The sequence below is a fragment of the Corynebacterium pollutisoli genome (assembly GCF_900177745.1).
Lineage (GTDB): Bacteria > Actinomycetota > Actinomycetes > Mycobacteriales > Mycobacteriaceae > Corynebacterium > Corynebacterium pollutisoli.
The window spans coordinates 14,961-31,950 of the sequence record NZ_FXAR01000002.1; the positions used below are offsets into that span (position 1 = coordinate 14,961).

Sequence of the window (16,990 nt, forward strand, 5' to 3'; positions counted from 1 at the left end):
TGGGAGGAGGCGGAGGACATGGCGTGGATGCCGGGGCCGATGAAGGTGTTGATGGCGACGATGATCTGCTCGAAGATGGTCATGCTCTGCTCTTTCTGTGGCTTGGTGGCTCTTCAGTGTCTTTAGCGGTTGCGCGCCGCATAACGTTACGCGTCGGCCCCGGAGCGGGCACCCCGGGGAACTGCAATGCATTATGACATAACAACCACTTGCCCACCACTAATCACTTAGGTAACTTTGGTTTCACGCAGGGAGTGCGCTGCCACCCCCGTTCCCGCGCACAACCGGGGGTGGGGGGTTAACATAAGCGGCAGTCTCTACGATGTACACCTGTGTACACGGTCGGAAAACCCGCCCGGATAACACCGAAAGATCTAGGAAGCCACTCCATGAAGTTCCTCCGCACGATTGCCGCCCCGATCGCGGCCCTCGCCATCGGCGCCTCCACCCTGGTCACCCCGGCAGCACTGGCCAACCCGGCCGTCACCGTCGAGACCGCTGAGCGCAGCAACAGCGACCGCACCTGGCGTGCCATCGCCGAGGAGCACGGCGTCGAGCAGCTCGACGTCAACTCCCCCGCCATGGAGCGCAAGATCCCGCTCGCCGTCATCAAGGCCGAGCAGCCGAACGCCCCGACCCTCTACCTGCTCAACGGCGCCGGCGGCGCAGAGCAGAACATGGACTGGCTGACCCGCTACCCGGAGCTCGTCAAATTCTACCGCGGCAAGGGCGTCAACGTCGTCATCCCGCAGGAGGGCGCGTTCTCCTACTACATCGACTGGGCCAACCCGAACCCGGGCAACAGCAAGGGCTACCTCGGCGGCAAGCAGCTGTGGGAGACCTTCCTCACCAAGGAGCTGCCGGACGCCATCGAGGGCTACCTCGGCGCCGGTGACAAGCGCGCCATCGCCGGTTTCTCCATGTCCGCCACCTCCTCCCTGCTGCTGGCAGAGAAGAACCCGGGCTTCTACGCCGGCGTCGGCTCCTTCTCCGGCTGCGCCGAGACCTCCTCCTTCATCGGCTACAAGTCCGCCGAGCTGACCGTCAACCGTGCCGGCTCCAACGTCGTCGACATGCTCGGCCCGATGGGCTCCGAGCACAACCGCGCCAACGACGCCCTCATCCACGCCGAGGGCCTGCGCGACACCGAGCTCTACATCTCCAACGCCACCGGCCTGGCCGGCGAGTACGACATGCCGGGCTACTACACCGCCCAGGGCGTCAACCCGGCCGAGGCCTCCGCCGGTGCCGCCACCCTCATCGTCGAGGGCGGCGCCATCGAGGCAGCCACCAACATCTGCACCCACAACCTCAAGGCCAAGCTGGACAACCTGGGCATCGAGGCCGACTGGAACCTGCGTCCGACCGGCACCCACTCCTGGAACTACTGGATCGAGGACGTCACCGCGTCCTGGCCGACCCTGGAGCGCGCACTCTTCTAGTTCGCCCCGGCTCAAGCACCGTCCACCTGCGGGTGGGCGGTGCTTTCGCTTTCCCCGCGTAGCCTTGGGGGCATGAGCTTTCTTGAGTCGGTCGACGCCCCGGAGGCCCTCGACTGGGCCCGCACCTGGTCGGAGGCGACCGAGTCCGGGTTGGACAACCCCGGCCTGCGGGAGCGGATCCGGGCGGCGTTGGACATCGATGACCGCATCCCCTTCGTCATCCGCCGCGGCGAGCACCTGTACAATTTCTGGCGCGACGCCCGCCACGTCCGCGGCGTGTGGCGGCGCACCACCCTGGACTCCTACCTCTCCGCGGCCCCCGACTGGGAGGTGCTCATCGACGTCGACGCCCTCGCCGCCGCCGAGGACGAGAACTGGGTGTGGAAGGGTGCGCACGTGCGCACCCCGGACGTCGACCGCGCGCTCGTGCGGTTGTCCCGGGGAGGCGCCGACGCCACCGTGATCCGCGAGTTCGACCTACTCACCGGGGGCTTCGTCACCGACGGATTCGAGATCCCCGAGGCCAAGACCGACGTCAGCTGGCTCGACGTCGACACCCTGCTCGTGGGCACCGACACCGGCGAGGGCTCCCTCACCGCCTCCGGCTATCCCGCGCAGGTCCGCGTGTGGCGCCGCGGCACCCCGCTTCTCGACGCCCCCGTCTACACCTCCGGCCGCCGCGACGACGTCGCCGTCGGCGCCTGGGCCGACACGACCCCCGGCCACGAACGCATCATCGTCTCCCGGGCGCTGGACTTCTACCGCACCCGCCAGTCCGTCGCCCCGCTCGACCCGAACGCCTCACTCCAGGTCCTCGAGGTGCCGGAGGACTGCGACACCATCCTCCACCGCGAGTGGCTCTTCCTCGCCCCGCGCGAGGCCTTCGCCGGCATCCCATCCGGCGGCCTGGGCTGCATCCGGCTGCGGGACTTCCTCGACGGCGGCCGCGACATCCGCCCCGTCTTCCTGCCCACCCCGCACGTCTCCCTGCAGGCGACGGCGTTCACCGCCGATCACCTGGTGCTCACGCTCCTCGACGACGTCGCCACCCGCCTCACCGTCCACCCCCTGTCGGATCCGACGCAGCCGGGCCGCGACCTCGCCCTCCCGCCGCTGGTCACCGCCTCCGTCGTGGCCACCAGCCCCCTCGACGGCAACGAGGTGTGGCTGACCACCTCCTCCTTCACCGAACCGACGACGCTCTACCGCCTCGACCTCGACGAGGGCCTCGCGCCGCAGGTGGTCCGCCGCTCCCCCGCGCTTTTCGACGCCACCGGCCTTAAGACCCGCCAGCACTGGGTCACCTCCGCCGACGGCACCCGCGTCCCCTACTTCATCACCGGAGACTTCTCCCGCGGCCCCCGGCCCACCCTCGTCGGCGGGTACGGCGGCTTCGAGGTGTCCCTCACCCCCGGCTACTCCGCGGTGCAGGGCATCGGCTGGCTCGAGGACGGCCACTTCTTCGTCCAACCCAACCTGCGCGGCGGCGGTGAGTTCGGTCCCGAATGGCACACTCAGGTGGTCAAGACCAACCGTCACAAGGTGTGGGAGGACCACGCCGCCGTCCTCGCCGACCTGGTGGAACGCGGCTACACCTCCCCCTCGCAGATCGCGGTCCGCGGTGGTTCCAACGGCGGCCTGCTCACCTCCGGGGCCCTCGTGCAGTACCCCGAACTCCTCGGCGCGGCCGTCATCCAGGTCCCGCTCACCGACATGCTCCGCTACCACACCTGGTCCGCCGGGGCGTCGTGGATGGCGGAGTACGGCGATCCCGACGACCCCGCCGAACGGGCGGCGCTGGAACGGTGGTCTCCGTTGCACAACGTCGCGGCTGGCGTCGATAAGCGGTATCCGCCCGCACTCGTGACGACCTCGACGCGGGATGACCGCGTCCACCCGGCGCACGCCCGCCTCTTCGCGCACGCGCTGCGCGAGGCCGGGCAGCCGGTCGACTACTTCGAGAACATGGCGGGCGGGCACGCCGGCGCGGCCGACAACGCTCAGGTCGCGCGAGTGGAGGCGCTCATCTACGAGTGGTTGAGGCAACAGGTAACATCTGCAGGATCATGACCAGAAACAGGCTGCGTTCCACCCCCGTGCCCGGCGTCCGCGACGCGTACACGGGAATCGACTTCAACCTCGGATTCCACGTCCGCGCCTACCACCTGGACCTCAGCTACCGGGTCGGACCGAACCGCCTCGACGGCACCGCCACCCTGCGCCTGGACAACTGGGAACCCCTCACCGCGATGACCCTCGACCTCGCGCCGTCACTGCGGGTCCAGCGGATCACCGCGCAGGGCTCCGCGGGTGTCGAAGTCCGCGTCTCCCGCTTCCGCCAGTCCGGCGGGAAGCTCCGCATCACCTTCGCGCAGGAGATCCCCGTCGACTCGGAGTTCACCCTGGTCATCCGCTACGCCGGCACGCCGCGGCCCATCCGCACGCCGTGGGGCACCCTCGGCTGGGAGGAACTGGAGAACGGCGCGCTCGTCGCCTCGCAGCCCAACGGCGCACCCAGCTGGTTCCCCTGCGACGACACCCCGGACGAGAAGGCGCTGTACGAGATCATCGTCACCACCGACAACCCGTACGTCGTCGCCGTCAACGGGACCCTGCTGTCGAAGAAGACCGCCGGCTCCCGCACCACCTGGCGCTACCAGGTGGGCAACCCCATGGCCACCTACCTGGCCACCGTCCAGATCGGCGACTACGTGCCGCTGCTGCTCTCGGAGGAGGGCGCCGCCGTGCCCGTCCGCGCCTGGGTGCCGCCCGCCCTGCGCGACAGTGCCCGCGAGGAGTTCGCCGACCAGGCCCGCATGCTGGAGCTCTACACCGGATTATTCGGGCCGTACCCGTTCAACTCGTACTCCGTCGTGGTCACCGAGGACGACCTCGAGATCCCCCTCGAGGCCCAGGGCCTGTCCATCTTCGGCGCCAACCACATCCGCGGCGACCACGCCTGGGAACGCCTCATCGCCCACGAACTGTCCCACCAGTGGTTCGGCAACTCCCTCGGCCTCGCGCAGTGGAACGACATCTGGCTCAACGAGGGCTTCGCCTGCTACGCCGAATGGCTGTGGTTCGAGCACTCCACCGGCCGCCACGCCGCCGACTCTGCCCGCGAGCACTACGCCGAGATCGCCGCTCAGCCGCAGACCATCCTCCTGGCGGATCCCGGCCCGCGCGACATGTTCGACGACCGCGTCTACAAGCGCGGGGCATTGACCGTCCACGCGCTGCGCGTCCTGCTCGGCGACGACGCCTTCTTCCGCATGGTCCGCCGCTACGTCGCCACCGGCCGTCACTCCGTCGTCGAACCGATCGACCTCAAGCGGGAGGTGCTCGCCGAGGCCCGCGCCGTCGGCGTTCCGGAGGACGAGGTCAAGAACCTCTGGCGCGCGTGGCTCCACCAGCTCGAGCTGCCCCCCTTCCCGGAGCCCCGCAGATGAGATCGCTGAGCCACCAGCGATGAGATACCTGACGCTCGCCACCGCGATCGCGGGAATCTCCGGCTTCGTCGTGATTATTGTCGCGGCCTGGGCGCTAGGCGACGACGCCGACCTGACGACTGACTTCAACGCCTACTGGGGCCTGTTCTTCGCTGGCACCGGCGTGCTCACGGGCTTCATGCAGGAAACCACCCGGGCGGTGTCCGTCTCCCGTCGCGACGAGACCGGAAAAACGGCGGGAGGAACGGACGTCGACAAGCAGGGCTACGCCCGACCGTTGCTTGTGGCGGCCGGAATTGCGCTGCTCGCCGGAGTCTTGATCGCGGTGACCGCCCCGGCCTGGATGCACCTAGTTCTGGGTACCCACCAGGGAATCGGAGTGGGGCTCCTCGCGGTCGGTCTGGCCAGCTACGCAATGCAGGCGGCAGTCTCCGGCGTGCTGTCGGGCTGCCAGTTATGGAGGCAGTACGCAGTGCTGGTCGCGGTCGACTCGGGAATCCGCATGGTGATCGCGATTATCGCCTGGCTAGCGGGGTGGGGAATCCTGGCCTTCCTGGTGATCACGGTGGTGGGGGCAGGCACGTGGGTGTTCATCGCCGCCTCCTCGTCGAAGGTGCGGGCCACGCTGCGTTCCGCGGTCACCGACGTCTCTCCCCGGGAGTTCCTGCGCCAGGGTGGCACAGCGATGGCCGCTTCCGGCGCCACGGCGGTGCTCATCACCGGCTTTCCCACGCTCGTGCGGGTCACCAACCCTGACACCACCGGGCAGGCGGTGACCGCCGCCGCCGTCATCTACGCTGTGACGCTCACCCGTGCCCCGCTACTGGTTCCTCTGCAGCAGTTCCAGTCGGCGATCATCGTCCGTTTCGTACGCCATCAGGGGCACCCCTTCGCAGCACTCGCCGCTCCGGTGGGCCTGGTGTGGGCGGTGGGCCTGACTGGCTCCGGCGCGGCCTGGCTGCTCGGTCCATGGTTGATGGAGACCCTCCTGCGCAACGAGATATTCGCGGTGCCCGGCCACCTCTTGGCCGCTTTCACTCTTGGTGCGGCATGCACCGGAACGCTCATGGTCACCGGTGCGGCCGCGATCGCCGTGAAACGGCACGACTTCTACCTGAGCGGCTGGATAGTAGCCACCGTCGTCGCCGTCAGCCTGCTGCTCGGGCCCTGGGAACTGGCTACCGCTGCGGCTCTGGCCCTGATCGTCGGCCCACTGAGCGGTCTGTTCATCCACGCGGTGGGCCTGCTGCGCGCGCCCCGCGGAGCAGCGGAGCTGCCCGTATAGTGTGAAGGCATGACAAGAATGCTGGTTACCGGTGGAGCCGGGTTCATCGGGGCGAATTTTGTGCGGCACACGCTCGCGCATCACCCCGGTTACTCGGTCACTGTGGTTGACAAGTTGACGTACGCGGGCAACCGAGCAAACCTCGCCGGGTTGCCCGAGGACAAGGTGAGCTTCGTCGAAGGCGACATCTGCGACGCCCCCCTGATGGATCAGCTGGTCCGCGAAAGTGACCTGGTGGTCCATTTCGCCGCGGAGTCGCACAACGATAATTCCCTCGACGACCCCTGGCCCTTCGTCAACACCAATATCGTGGGCACCTACACCATCCTCGAGGCGGTCCGCCGCCATGATGTGCGGCTGCATCACGTCTCCACCGACGAGGTTTTCGGCGACCTCGCGCTCGACGACCCCCACCGTTTCACGGAGACCACCGCCTACGCCCCCTCCTCGCCCTACTCGGCGACCAAGGCCGGTTCGGATCACCTAGTGCGTGCCTGGATCCGCTCCTTCGGAATCAAGGCGACCGTGTCCAACTGCTCCAACAACTACGGCCCGTACCAGCACATCGAGAAGTTCATTCCCCGACAGATCACCAACATCCTCTCCGGACTGACCCCGAAGCTCTACGGTACCGGCGAGCAGGTCCGGGACTGGATTCACGTCGACGACCACAACACGGCCGTCCACCTCATCCTGGACAGGGGCCGCCTCGGGGAGACCTACATCATCGGCGCGGACAACGACCACGTGAACAACAAGCAGGTCATCGAGTTGATATGCGAGCTGATGGGCCAGGACGGTTACGAGCATGTCGCCGACCGACCCGGCCACGACCTGCGTTACGCCATGGACTCGACCAAGCTCCGCGAGGAGCTCGGCTGGGCCCCGCAGTACACCGACAACGACACCGGCATGCGCGAGGGGCTGTCCCAGACCATTGAGTGGTACCGCGACAACGAGGACTGGTGGCGTACGGCCAAGGACGGCGTCGAGAAGCAGTACGCGAAGCGGGGCCAGTAGATGCGGATCGAATCCACCCCGGTCGAGGGGCTGCTGGTCGTCCACCTCGACGTTCACGGCGATGAGCGCGGCTGGTTCAAGGAGAACTGGCAGCGGGCGAAGATGACCGCCGCGGGTCTACCGGATTTCGGCCCGGTGCAGAACAACATCTCCCTCAACGCGGCCAAGGGAGTCACCCGCGGGCTGCACGCCGAGCCGTGGGACAAGTATGTTTCCGTGGCCACCGGCGCGGTCTTCGGCGCCTGGTGCGACCTGCGGGAAGGATCGCCGACCTTCGGGCGGACCCACACCCAGGAGATCACCCCCGGCGTGGCCATCTACGTCCCCCGCGGGGTAGCCAACGGTTTCCAGGCGCTGGCAGAGAACACCGCCTACACCTACCTGGTCAACGACCACTGGTCGCCCGAGGCGCTGTACTCCAACGTCAACCTCGACATGATCGACTGGCCGCTTGAGCCCACGGAGCTCTCCGCCAAGGACGAAAGTCATCCGGCCCTGGCAGATGCCGTTGCCGTCCCGCCCCGCAAGATCCTGGTCACCGGCGCGGACGGTCAGCTCGGCCGCGCCCTGCGCAAGGTTTTCCCGCGGGCGGAATTCTGCACCCGTGCTGAACTGGACATCACCTCACCCGAGCTGGCCGATACCCGCCCGTGGCGCAGCTATTCCGCGATCATCAACGCCGCGGCCTACACCGGCGTCGACGCCGCCGAAGATGACCGCGCCGCCGCCTGGGCGGTCAACGCCGCAGGACCGGCCAACCTGGCCCGCGTGGCGGCGGAGAACAACCTCACCCTGGTGCACGTCTCCTCCGACTACGTCTTCGACGGCACCCGCGGGAACTGGAGCGAAAGCGACCCGCTGAGCCCACTGGGCGTCTACGGCCAGTCCAAGGCCGCCGGCGACCTAGCCGCCGCTGTTGCGCCGCGCCACTACATCGTGCGCACCAGCTGGGTGGTCGGGGAGGGCAAGAACTTCGTCGACACCATGGCCAGCCTCTCCGAACGCGGCATCGCCCCCAGCGTGGTCGATGACCAGGTCGGGCGTCTGAGCTTCACCGGCGAGATCGCCGCCGGCATCCGGCACCTGCTCGACACCCGGCCGGACTACGGCACCTACAACCTCAGCAATTCCGGGCATCCGGCTTCCTGGGCGGAGGTGGCCATGGCCGTCTACGCTTCCACCGGCCACGATCCGGCCGATGTCACCCCGGTGACCACTGCGCAGTACTTCAGGGATACACCGCATGCCCCGCGCCCGGCCGACAGCACCTTGGATCTGTCGAAGATCACCGCCACCGGCTTCACCCCCACCGACTGGCGGGTGGGGCTGGCGCTGCACCTGGCCAACCGCGACTGAAAGGAACCTTTCCCCGTCATGAAGGGCATTATCCTAGCCGGAGGTTCCGGCACCCGGCTCTACCCGATCACCCGGGGCATCTCGAAGCAGTTGATGCCCATCTACGACAAGCCGATGATTTACTATCCGCTGACCACGCTCATCCAGGCCGGCATCCGCGAGATCATGATCATCACCACGCCGGAGGACTCCGATGCTTTCCGCCGTCTGCTCGGGGACGGCTCCGACTGGGGAATCCGGCTCAGTTACGCCGTTCAGCCCTCCCCCGACGGTCTAGCCCAGGCATTCCTCATCGGCGAGGACTTCATCGGCGATGATTCCGTCGCGCTGGTCCTCGGCGACAACATCTTCGACGGCCACCAGTTCTCCTCCTCTCTCCGGGGCTGCCTCGATCCGCAGGGTGGCACCGTCTTCGCCTACGAGGTCTCAGATCCGGAGCGTTACGGCGTCGTGGAGTTCGACGAGAACGACACTGCCGTATCCATCGAGGAGAAACCCGCCCGCCCGAAATCACATTACGCCGTGGTCGGGCTGTACTTCTACGACAACCGGGTCGTCGACATCGCGAAGTCGATCACGCCTTCCGCGCGCGGCGAGCTGGAGATCACCAGTGTCAACGAGGCATACCTGGAACTGGGGGAACTCAAAGTCAAGCGCCTGGACCGGGGCGATGTGTGGCTGGACACGGGAACCATCGACTCGATGAGCGAGGCGTCGGCCTACGTCGAGGTCATTCAGAAGCGCACCGGCAACATCATCGGCAGCCCCGAGGTCGCCGCGTACCGCTCAGGCTTCATTACCGCCGGGCAGCTGGAGAAGCTCGCCGGCGCCCTGCTGAAGTCCGGGTATGGGCGCTACCTGCGCAACGCCGTGCGCGAGGCCTAATGCGCACTCTCCCGCACGTTCAGCGGGGGCGTCGGGAAGCGAAGACGCCCAGCAGAAGCATGCTCAACCCGTAATAAGCGCGGTAGACAGCGGCGACCGCACGGGATTCGGACATCGCACCCAGGTTCGGGTTGTCGATCCGGTGCTCCATATGCGCGAGATACTCAGCGCCCGACACCTTGCGCACGGGCTGTACCTTCTTCCGGAGCCGGAAAGTTTCCGGCAGACCCCGCAACAGAAGCCCCAGCGACTTCAGTTTCAACCGCAGCCTCCCCTCCTTCGCGGCGATCAGCCACAGCGCCAGGTTCACCGCGAGGATCTGGGGTGCCAATACTGCGATGACCGACGTCGGCCACACGCTGAGGATCAGGACATGGCGGTTGCGTTCGATGTAGATCCACTTGTAGTCGCCCTTGGCGTAGTCGTAATCGTGGGTGACCGACGTCCCGTGGCACAACCCGACCCGGGCACCGGCCAGCAGGAGCCGGGCGCTGAAGTCCGTGTCCTCGTGGTACATGAAGTAGGTCTCTTCCATGCCTCCAAGCCTGCGCCACCATTCAGTGCGGACCACCAGGCACGCGCCGGAGGCGACGGAGATGTCCGACCACCCCTCCGACAGCTGCGGCAGCTCCCCGAGCCCCTCCACCCAGGACAACCCAGAGATGTGCAAGGCGTTGCCGGCAGAGTTGATGGTGCCGTCCGGCAACAGCAGGTACGGCATCCATGCGGCGTAATCTGTGTCGACGCCCGAGCGCAGCGTGTCCAGCAACTTCGGATCTTCCACCAGGGTGTCAGGGTTGAGGAAGAAGAGCAGATCGACGTCGTCGACGACCGCTTCCGCACCGATATTGCAGCCGGCGGCGAAACCACCGTTGTCGTGCTCGACGATAATCACTCCGTGTTCGCGGAGAGCCTCCCCGGCAACCCCCTCGAGCACCCACGGCCTCTTGTTGTCCACGGCCACCACACGGTCGCCCTCGCGCAACTGATCCGCGAAGGAATCAACAAGTCTCACGACATCGCGTTCATGGCCGTAAGAGACGATGACCACCCCGATCCGGGCAGCTGCGGTGTTCTCCGACATCTACGGTCCCTTCAAGTATGCGGCATATTCTCCAGGTAGCATACCGTCGCCGGTACACCGGGCCGAGGTAACTCGGCACCCCGCCCACCCTGCTCCAGGGTCGCCCCGGGTGCCTGCACTCCTTTTCCCCGGGACTGCACTAGGCTCAGCCCCATCATGGATGTCACAATTCCCCCTGATTTCTCGGACACGTGGCTAATCGTCCCCTGCTACAACGAAGCCACCGTGATCCGGGAGGTCCTCAGCCACGCCCGCGAGACTTTTCCCAACATCGTCGCCGTCAACGACGGTTCCGCCGACAACTCGGCCCAGGAGATCCACACAGCCGGCGCTCACTTGGTCAATCACCCCGTTAACCTGGGGCAGGGCGCCAGCATACAGACAGGGGTGGAGTACGCCCGCAGCCAGCCCGGTGCACAGTACTTTGTCACCTTCGACGCCGACGGCCAGCACCAGGTCAAGGACGTCGTGCGGATGATCGCCCGCCTACGGGAAGAACCCGTGGACATCATCGTGGGCACCCGCTTCGGCCGCCCGCGCGCCGAGGGCGATCAGGTGCCCTGGATCAAACGAGTGGTGCTCAAGACCGTAGTCCTGCTCTCCCCCACGACCCGTAAACTGGGTCTCACCGATGCCCACAACGGACTGCGCGTGTTCAATAAGAAAGTCGCCGACGAGATGAACATCCGGATGAACGGTATGTCACATGCTTCGGAGCTGGTCTCTATGATCGCCGAGCAGAAATGGCGGGTGGCCGAGGAACCCGTCGACATCCTCTACACCGAATACTCGATGAGCAAGGGCCAGTCGCTCATCAACGGCGTGAACATCCTCGCCGACGGACTTCTGGCCAGGAGGCTCCCGTGACCATCATCCTCTTCCAGATCCTGCTGCTGCTGGCCACCTTCATGCTGGTCGTGTACTTCCTGTCCCGCCGACGCAAGGCCCGCGCCAAAGCCGGGGTGAAACTCGGTTTCGTCCTCTTCATCGTCGCCGCCGTGTGGGCCGTCCTGCGCCCGGACGACCTGACCGTCCTCGCCAACTTCGTCGGTGTGGACCGCGGCACGGACCTGCTTCTCTATGTGGTGGTGGTCGCGTTTCTGTTCACCACGTTGTCCACGTGGATCCGCTTCCGCGAGCAGGAGCTGCGCTACGCCCGCCTCGCCCGGGCGGTGGCACTGCAGACCGTGGTACTTCCGGCAGTGTCGGGGGCCGATGAGGACCGTGCTGCGCGATAGCCCGGTCCCTCTCACCACCGATCGCGGGTTTACGCGATCGCGCCCGATCAAGCCCGGGAGCGGAAGTACTCCACGGTCTGGGCCACGCCCTCCTCGATGGGGGTCAACGGCTCCCAGCCGAGGACCTCGCGGGCCCGTTCGTAGGACAGCGCGGAACGCGGCACGTCGCCGAGGCGGGCGGGCGCGTACTCCGGGTTGTCCGGGGCGCCGGCGGCCTCGGCCACGAGGGAGTGCAGCTGCCGGTCGGAGGTCTCCACGGAGGTGCCGATGTTGAAGCGCATCCCGGAGCCCTTCTCCCCCGACGCCAGGTAGAAGGCGCGGACGACGTCACCGACGAAGACGTAGTCGCGGGTGTTGCCGCCGTCGCCGAACACGCGGGTCGACTCACCGGCCAGGAGACGCTGGGCGAAGATGGCGACGACGCCGGCCTCCCCGTGCGGGTCCTGGCGCGGGCCGTAGACGTTCGCGGGGGCGATGTGCGAGCAGTCGAGTTCGTAGAGGTGGCGGAAGGTGTTGAGGTACACCTCGCCGGCGTACTTGCTGGCCGCGTACGGGGAGTGCGGGTCGACCGGCACGGACTCGTCGACGGGGAACTCCTCGGGCGTGCCGTAGATGGAGCCGCCGGAGGAGGTGTGGACGATCTTGCGCACCCCGTGACGGCGCGCGGCGTCCGCCAGCCGGATGGTGGCGAGGATGTTCGTCTCGGCGTCGTGCAGCGGGTCGGCGACGGACTCGCGGACGTCGATCTGCGCGGCCAGGTGGAAGATCACCTCGGGGCGGTGCTTCTCGACGAGGGCGTCGAAGTCCACCTCCAGCACATCCGCCTCGAGGAAGGTCAGCTTCCCGCTCTCCTGCGCCTGCGCGAGGTTCTCCGGGCGGCCATGGGAGAGGTTGTCGACGACGACGACGTCATGGCCGTCGTCGATGAGCAGATCTACCAGGTGCGAGCCGATGAAACCGGCACCGCCGGTGACGAGAGTGTGCATACCGACACTGTAACGCCTCCCCCTGTGGAATCAGTGCGACCCCGCCCGGAACGGACGGGGTCGGTGTGCGCCGGGTCAGGAGGCGGCGATGACGTTCGCGACGTGCTCGTGGCCGCGGTCGGTCATGTGGATGGGCATGTTGCCCGGGCCGGCGTGGAAGTCGATGAGGCCGGCCCAGCTGCGCAGGTGATCCGGGGCGCACATGCCGCGGTCCCGGGTGGAGGGCTTCATGTCGATGAACTGGGTGCCGGTGGAGTGCGCCAGATCGCTGAGCATGCCCTGGGACAGGCGCTCCCAGTAGCCGACCTGCGGGGCGTAGGTGCGGTCGTGGATGTTGCCGCCCAGGTGGACGAGGCACACGTGGTCGTGGTCGGTGATGGTGGAGTAACCGACGATCTGGATGCGTGCGTTCGGGGCGGCGGCACGGATGCGGTCGATCTGCGGGCGCATGGCACCGACGAAGCGGGCGCGGATGTCACCCTCGCTGAGGTTGCCGTTGTTGTAGGTGTCGTTGAACCCGGTGGTGATGATGACGCGGGCGGTGGCCGGGGTCAGCGCGCCGTCGCCGAGGGCGCGGTCGACCTGACCGGAGAACTGCGGGCCCGGGGAGATGGCGGTGGTGCCGGCACAGGAGTAGTCCCAGGCGGGCAGGCCCAGCTTGTGGCCGGCGCGGATGCCGTAGTTGTTCTGCGAGGTCGGGCACTGCTGGAAGCTGCTGCCGTCGGAGGAGCCGGAGCTCAGCGAGGAGTTGGAGCTGGCGGAGCCGATGCGGTTGACCAGGTACTCCGGGGTGGGGGTGTCCGCGATGATGGAGTCGCCGAAGACGACGAGGTTGCGCTGCTGCGCGTCGGCGCCGGGGGCAGCGACGGACACGACGCCGGTGAGCATGATCAGCGAGGCCAGAGCCACCCAGAGGCGGCGGGTGGTCAGGGTGAGGTTGAGCATGGGGTCCTTACGGTCCTGTGGTGCCGGGTTACGTGACTACCAGTTTGTCCCACCGAGGCGGTTTTGTCACAATAACCACTTCAGCCACTCTGGTAGATCACGGAACGATCACGGAGTACTTTAGCCGTCTGTGATGGAAACGTCACGCCATCCGGGAATGTTCTTAGCCGTGTGAAACTATGGTGGTACAGAACCCAGCCGAAGGAGTCCGTCCACCGTGTCCCTTGCCGCCCGATTCCGTTACCCCGCCATCACCGCCCGCGCCCTCGGGGAGTTCGCCCCCGCCGTGCTGCGCACCGGCATCCTCAGTTCCCGCGGCGGACTCGGCCAGGGAGCGGCACTGGGCCGCTACTGGTTCACCACCGCCCGCGAGGTCGAGCAGGGCAACCTGGCCACCCCGCACCGCGTCGCCGTCATCGACGACGAGGGCGAGATCACCTACCGCCAGCTCCGCGAGAACTCCCAGACCCTCGCCCGCCACATCGCCGGCCTGGGCCTCGACGACATCCGCCTCGGCGTCATGGCCCGCAACGGCCGCGGCATCATCTACCCGCTGGCGGCCAAGGGCTACGTCGGCGCCGGCATCTACCTCCTCAACGTCGCCTCCTCCCCCGAGCAGCTCACCGGCTGCATCGAGGAGAACGGCATCAACGTCCTGGTCATCGACGATGAGTTCATCGACCGCCTGGACCCGGCGGTCGTCGAGAAGCAGGGCGTCCACGTCATCATCGGCCACCAGACCCGCGAGCACTCCGCGCACATCACCCTGCGCGACATCGTCGAACGCCCCTGGGTCACCGAGGACATCTCCCTGCCGGTGCTGCCGAAGCACGGCCCGATCGTGCTCATGTCGTCCGGCACCACCGGCATCCCCAAGGGCGTCATGCGCCCCGAGCCGAAGCTGCCGCTCGTGCTCGCCGGCATGCTGAAGAAGGTGCCGTGGCGGGCGAACATCCGCGTCCAGATGCACGCCTCCATCTTCCACACCTGGGGCTGGAGCGCGATCAACATCGCCCTCGCCGCCCGCGCCACGGTCGTCTGCCACCGCATCTTCGACGCCGAGCAGGTCCTCCGCGACATCGACACCCACCAGCTCGAGGCGATGGTCACCTCCCCGATCTTCCTCAAGCAGATCCTCGAGGTCGAGGACAACGAGCGCTACGACACCTCGCAGCTCGAGTTCATCGTCTCCTCCGGCCACGCCCTCACCCCCACCCTCGTCGAGCACACCATCGAACGCTTCGGCCCGATCCTGTGCAACGTCTACGGCTCCACCGAGTTGACACTGGCCTCCGTGGCCTCCGCCGAGGAACTTGCCGCCGACCCGACCACCTCCGGCCCGGTCGCCCTGGGCACCGACCTCAAGATCCTCGACGAGGACGGCAATGAGGTCCCCCAGGGCACCGTCGGCCAGATCCACCTGCGCAACTCCACCACGCTCACCGGCTACACCAACCCCGACATCCCCCTGGACAAGTCCGGCGACCTGGTCCGCATCGGCGACCTCGGCTTCATCGACGACGAGGGCCACCTCCGCGTCCTCGGGCGTATCGACGACATGATCATCGTCGGCGGCGAGAACGTCCACCCGGCCTCCGTCGACGAGATCCTCGACGCCATGCCCGGCATCAGCGAGGTCTACTCCCACGGCGTCGCGGATCCGGACACCTTCCGCCGCGTCGCCTCGTGGATCGTCCGCGACGACAGCGAGGCCGGGCAGTCGCTCACCGAGGACGACGTCCGCGACTTCGTCCGCGACAACCTCGCCGAGCACTCCATCCCCCGCGACGTCCACTTCCTGGACGAACTCCCCCGCAACCCCACGGGCAAGGTCATGCCCCGCTTCCTGCCCGGACTGGAGGGGTAGCGCAGGTGTTCTGCTCCCGGGGAGGCCGTGTCCGCACCGGAGCCTAGTGTGCGGGAGGTCGACATCACCTTGACCCCGGCCACCGATCGGCGGCCGGGCGGAAGGGCGGCGCTCGTAATTACGACCAGCCAAACCATAAGCAGACCCCTATAGTGCCAGGTCGCTTCTGACGTTGCGCGGCGCTTATGGTCGTAAATACGACGATCGTAATTACGACGCCCGGTATTCCTCCGTCGGCAGGCCCGCCCTGGCCCAGGCGCTGAACCCGCCCTCCAGGTGGGCGACGTCGGTGCGGCCCATATCGTGCAGCGCCGCCGTCGACAGCGCGGAACGCCACGCGGAACCGCAGTAGAGGACGAGGGTGCGGCCGTCGTCAAGCGCGGGCTTGTAGTACGGGCTCTCCGGATCGACCCAGAACTCCAGCATCCCGCGCGGGGCCCGGAAAGCACCCGGAATGACGCCGTTAGCCTCCCACTCGCGGGGATCGCGGATGTCGACGAAGAGGTGGCCCGGGTCGTCGACAAGCTCTCCGGCCTCGTCGAGACTCAACGTACGGACGCGGGCATTCGCGCGGGCAACGAGTTCCGCGGCGGGAACCGGCAGCGGGTCACCGGGGCGGCGGGTGATGTGGTTCATGACACGAGCGTAGTCGCCCGTCAGAGTCCGCTGCTGAGCACTGCGGAGAGGAACTGGCGGGTGCGCTCCTCCTTCGGCTCGGTGAAGATGGTCGCGGGGTCGGAGGATTCGACGATCTTGCCGCCGTCGAGCATCATCACCCGGTGCGAGACGTCGCGGGCGAAGGACATCTCGTGGGTGACGATGAGCATGGTCACGTCGGTCGTCTCCGCCACCTTCCGGAGAATACCCAGCACTTCGACCACGACCTCCGGATCCAGCGCGGAGGTCACCTCGTCGAGAAGCAGGATCTCGGGGTCCATGGCCAGCGCTCGGGCGATGGCCACGCGCTGCTGCTGACCGCCGGACAGCGAGGTGGGGTGGGCGTCCGCCTTGTCGGGCAGTCCGACCTGCTCGAGCAGGTCCTTCGCCTTGGCCACGGCCTCCTGCTTGGGGATCCCCAGCACGTGGATGGGGGCCTCGATGATGTTCTCCAGCACCGTCATGTTGGGGAAGAGGTTGAACTGCTGGAACACCATGCCGATCTTCGTCCGCAGGCGCTTCTGCTCCTTCGCGCTGACCGGCACCCGCTTTCCGTTGCGTTCGGTGTGGGTGAGGGGTTCGCCGTCGATGAAGATGTAGCCGTCGCTGAGCTTCTCCAGGGTCATCACCAGTCGCAGAATGGTGGTCTTGCCGGAACCCGACGGCCCGATGAGCGTGACCCTCTCGCCCCGCTTCACGCTGAAGTTGAGGTCCTTGAGCACCGTGTGGTCACCGAAGGACTTGACCACGTCACGGAACTCGATCACCGGGGGTTC

15 protein-coding genes are annotated in these 16,990 nt (G+C 67.1%); 10 read left to right on the forward strand and 5 right to left on the reverse strand.

Annotation, left to right across the window (positions count from 1 at the left end; genetic code table 11):
* Positions 1-389: 389 nt before the first annotated feature.
* The 7 genes from B9Y70_RS03325 to rfbA all read left to right on the forward strand — a co-directional run bounded on the left by B9Y70_RS03325 (position 390) and on the right by rfbA (position 9,437).
* Positions 390-1,442 carry an alpha/beta hydrolase gene (locus B9Y70_RS03325; protein ID WP_085548854.1) on the forward strand — a complete coding sequence of 351 codons (1,053 nt, stop codon included), beginning with the start codon at positions 390-392 and terminating at the stop codon, positions 1,440-1,442.
* Between the two features lie 72 nt (positions 1,443-1,514).
* Positions 1,515-3,512, forward strand: coding sequence for a prolyl oligopeptidase family serine peptidase (locus B9Y70_RS03330; RefSeq protein ID WP_085548855.1), 1,998 nt, complete (start codon positions 1,515-1,517; stop codon positions 3,510-3,512).
* Entirely contained in the window at positions 3,509-4,891 is a 1,383-nt protein-coding gene (locus tag B9Y70_RS03335; protein ID WP_085548856.1) for a M1 family metallopeptidase, read from the forward strand. Before B9Y70_RS03330 ends, B9Y70_RS03335 begins: the two co-directional genes overlap by 4 nt.
* 19 nt (positions 4,892-4,910) lie before the next feature.
* A complete protein-coding gene (locus B9Y70_RS03340) occupies positions 4,911-6,176 on the forward strand; it encodes a hypothetical protein (RefSeq protein WP_085548857.1) in 1,266 nt (421 codons plus the stop codon).
* Positions 6,177-6,185: 9 nt separating this feature from the next.
* Positions 6,186-7,196 carry a dTDP-glucose 4,6-dehydratase gene (gene rfbB, locus B9Y70_RS03345; protein WP_085548858.1) on the forward strand — a complete coding sequence of 337 codons (1,011 nt, stop codon included), beginning with the start codon at positions 6,186-6,188 and terminating at the stop codon, positions 7,194-7,196.
* A complete protein-coding gene (locus B9Y70_RS03350) occupies positions 7,197-8,552 on the forward strand; it encodes a sugar nucleotide-binding protein (RefSeq protein WP_085548859.1) in 1,356 nt (451 codons plus the stop codon).
* 18 nt (positions 8,553-8,570) lie between these two features.
* A complete protein-coding gene (gene rfbA / locus B9Y70_RS03355; RefSeq protein WP_042620626.1) occupies positions 8,571-9,437 on the forward strand; it encodes a glucose-1-phosphate thymidylyltransferase RfbA in 867 nt (288 codons plus the stop codon).
* 19 nt (positions 9,438-9,456) lie between these two features.
* Here the strand turns inward: rfbA and B9Y70_RS03360 are convergent, their stop codons facing one another.
* Positions 9,457-10,521, reverse strand: a complete 1,065-nt coding sequence (locus B9Y70_RS03360) for a glycosyltransferase family 2 protein (protein WP_085548860.1) — start codon at positions 10,519-10,521, stop codon at positions 9,457-9,459.
* Between the two features lie 156 nt (positions 10,522-10,677).
* On the opposite strand from B9Y70_RS03360, the gene B9Y70_RS03365 reads away from it, so the two are divergent.
* Together B9Y70_RS03365 and B9Y70_RS03370 are read left to right on the forward strand one after the other, a co-directional pair.
* The gene (locus B9Y70_RS03365) at positions 10,678-11,388 is read left to right on the forward strand and encodes a glycosyltransferase family 2 protein (RefSeq protein WP_085548861.1); all 711 of its coding nucleotides are present in this window, start codon (positions 10,678-10,680) and stop codon (positions 11,386-11,388) included.
* Positions 11,385-11,759: a DUF2304 domain-containing protein gene (locus B9Y70_RS03370; RefSeq protein WP_084602700.1), complete on the forward strand. Its 375-nt coding sequence runs from the start codon at positions 11,385-11,387 to the stop codon at positions 11,757-11,759. Before B9Y70_RS03365 ends, B9Y70_RS03370 begins: the two co-directional genes overlap by 4 nt.
* Before the next feature lie 47 nt (positions 11,760-11,806).
* Here B9Y70_RS03370 and B9Y70_RS03375 read toward each other — a convergent pair whose 3' ends face one another.
* Positions 11,807-12,745, reverse strand: coding sequence for an NAD-dependent epimerase/dehydratase family protein (locus B9Y70_RS03375; protein ID WP_085548862.1), 939 nt, complete (start codon positions 12,743-12,745; stop codon positions 11,807-11,809).
* Between the two features lie 75 nt (positions 12,746-12,820).
* Positions 12,821-13,690: a GDSL-type esterase/lipase family protein gene (locus B9Y70_RS03380; protein ID WP_085548863.1), complete on the reverse strand. Its 870-nt coding sequence runs from the start codon at positions 13,688-13,690 to the stop codon at positions 12,821-12,823.
* Positions 13,691-13,907: 217 nt separating this feature from the next.
* Here B9Y70_RS03380 and B9Y70_RS03385 point away from each other — a divergent pair, with 217 nt between their 5' ends.
* Entirely contained in the window at positions 13,908-15,557 is a 1,650-nt protein-coding gene (locus B9Y70_RS03385) for an AMP-binding protein (RefSeq protein ID WP_085548864.1), read from the forward strand.
* Positions 15,558-15,767: 210 nt separating this feature from the next.
* Here B9Y70_RS03385 and B9Y70_RS03390 read toward each other — a convergent pair whose 3' ends face one another.
* Together B9Y70_RS03390 and ehuA are read right to left on the reverse strand one after the other, a co-directional pair.
* Positions 15,768-16,193 carry a rhodanese-like domain-containing protein gene (locus tag B9Y70_RS03390; protein WP_085548865.1) on the reverse strand — a complete coding sequence of 142 codons (426 nt, stop codon included), beginning with the start codon at positions 16,191-16,193 and terminating at the stop codon, positions 15,768-15,770.
* 20 nt (positions 16,194-16,213) lie between these two features.
* Positions 16,214-16,981: an ectoine/hydroxyectoine ABC transporter ATP-binding protein EhuA gene (gene ehuA / locus B9Y70_RS03395; protein ID WP_085548866.1), complete on the reverse strand. Its 768-nt coding sequence runs from the start codon at positions 16,979-16,981 to the stop codon at positions 16,214-16,216.
* Positions 16,982-16,990: the final 9 nt, after the last annotated feature.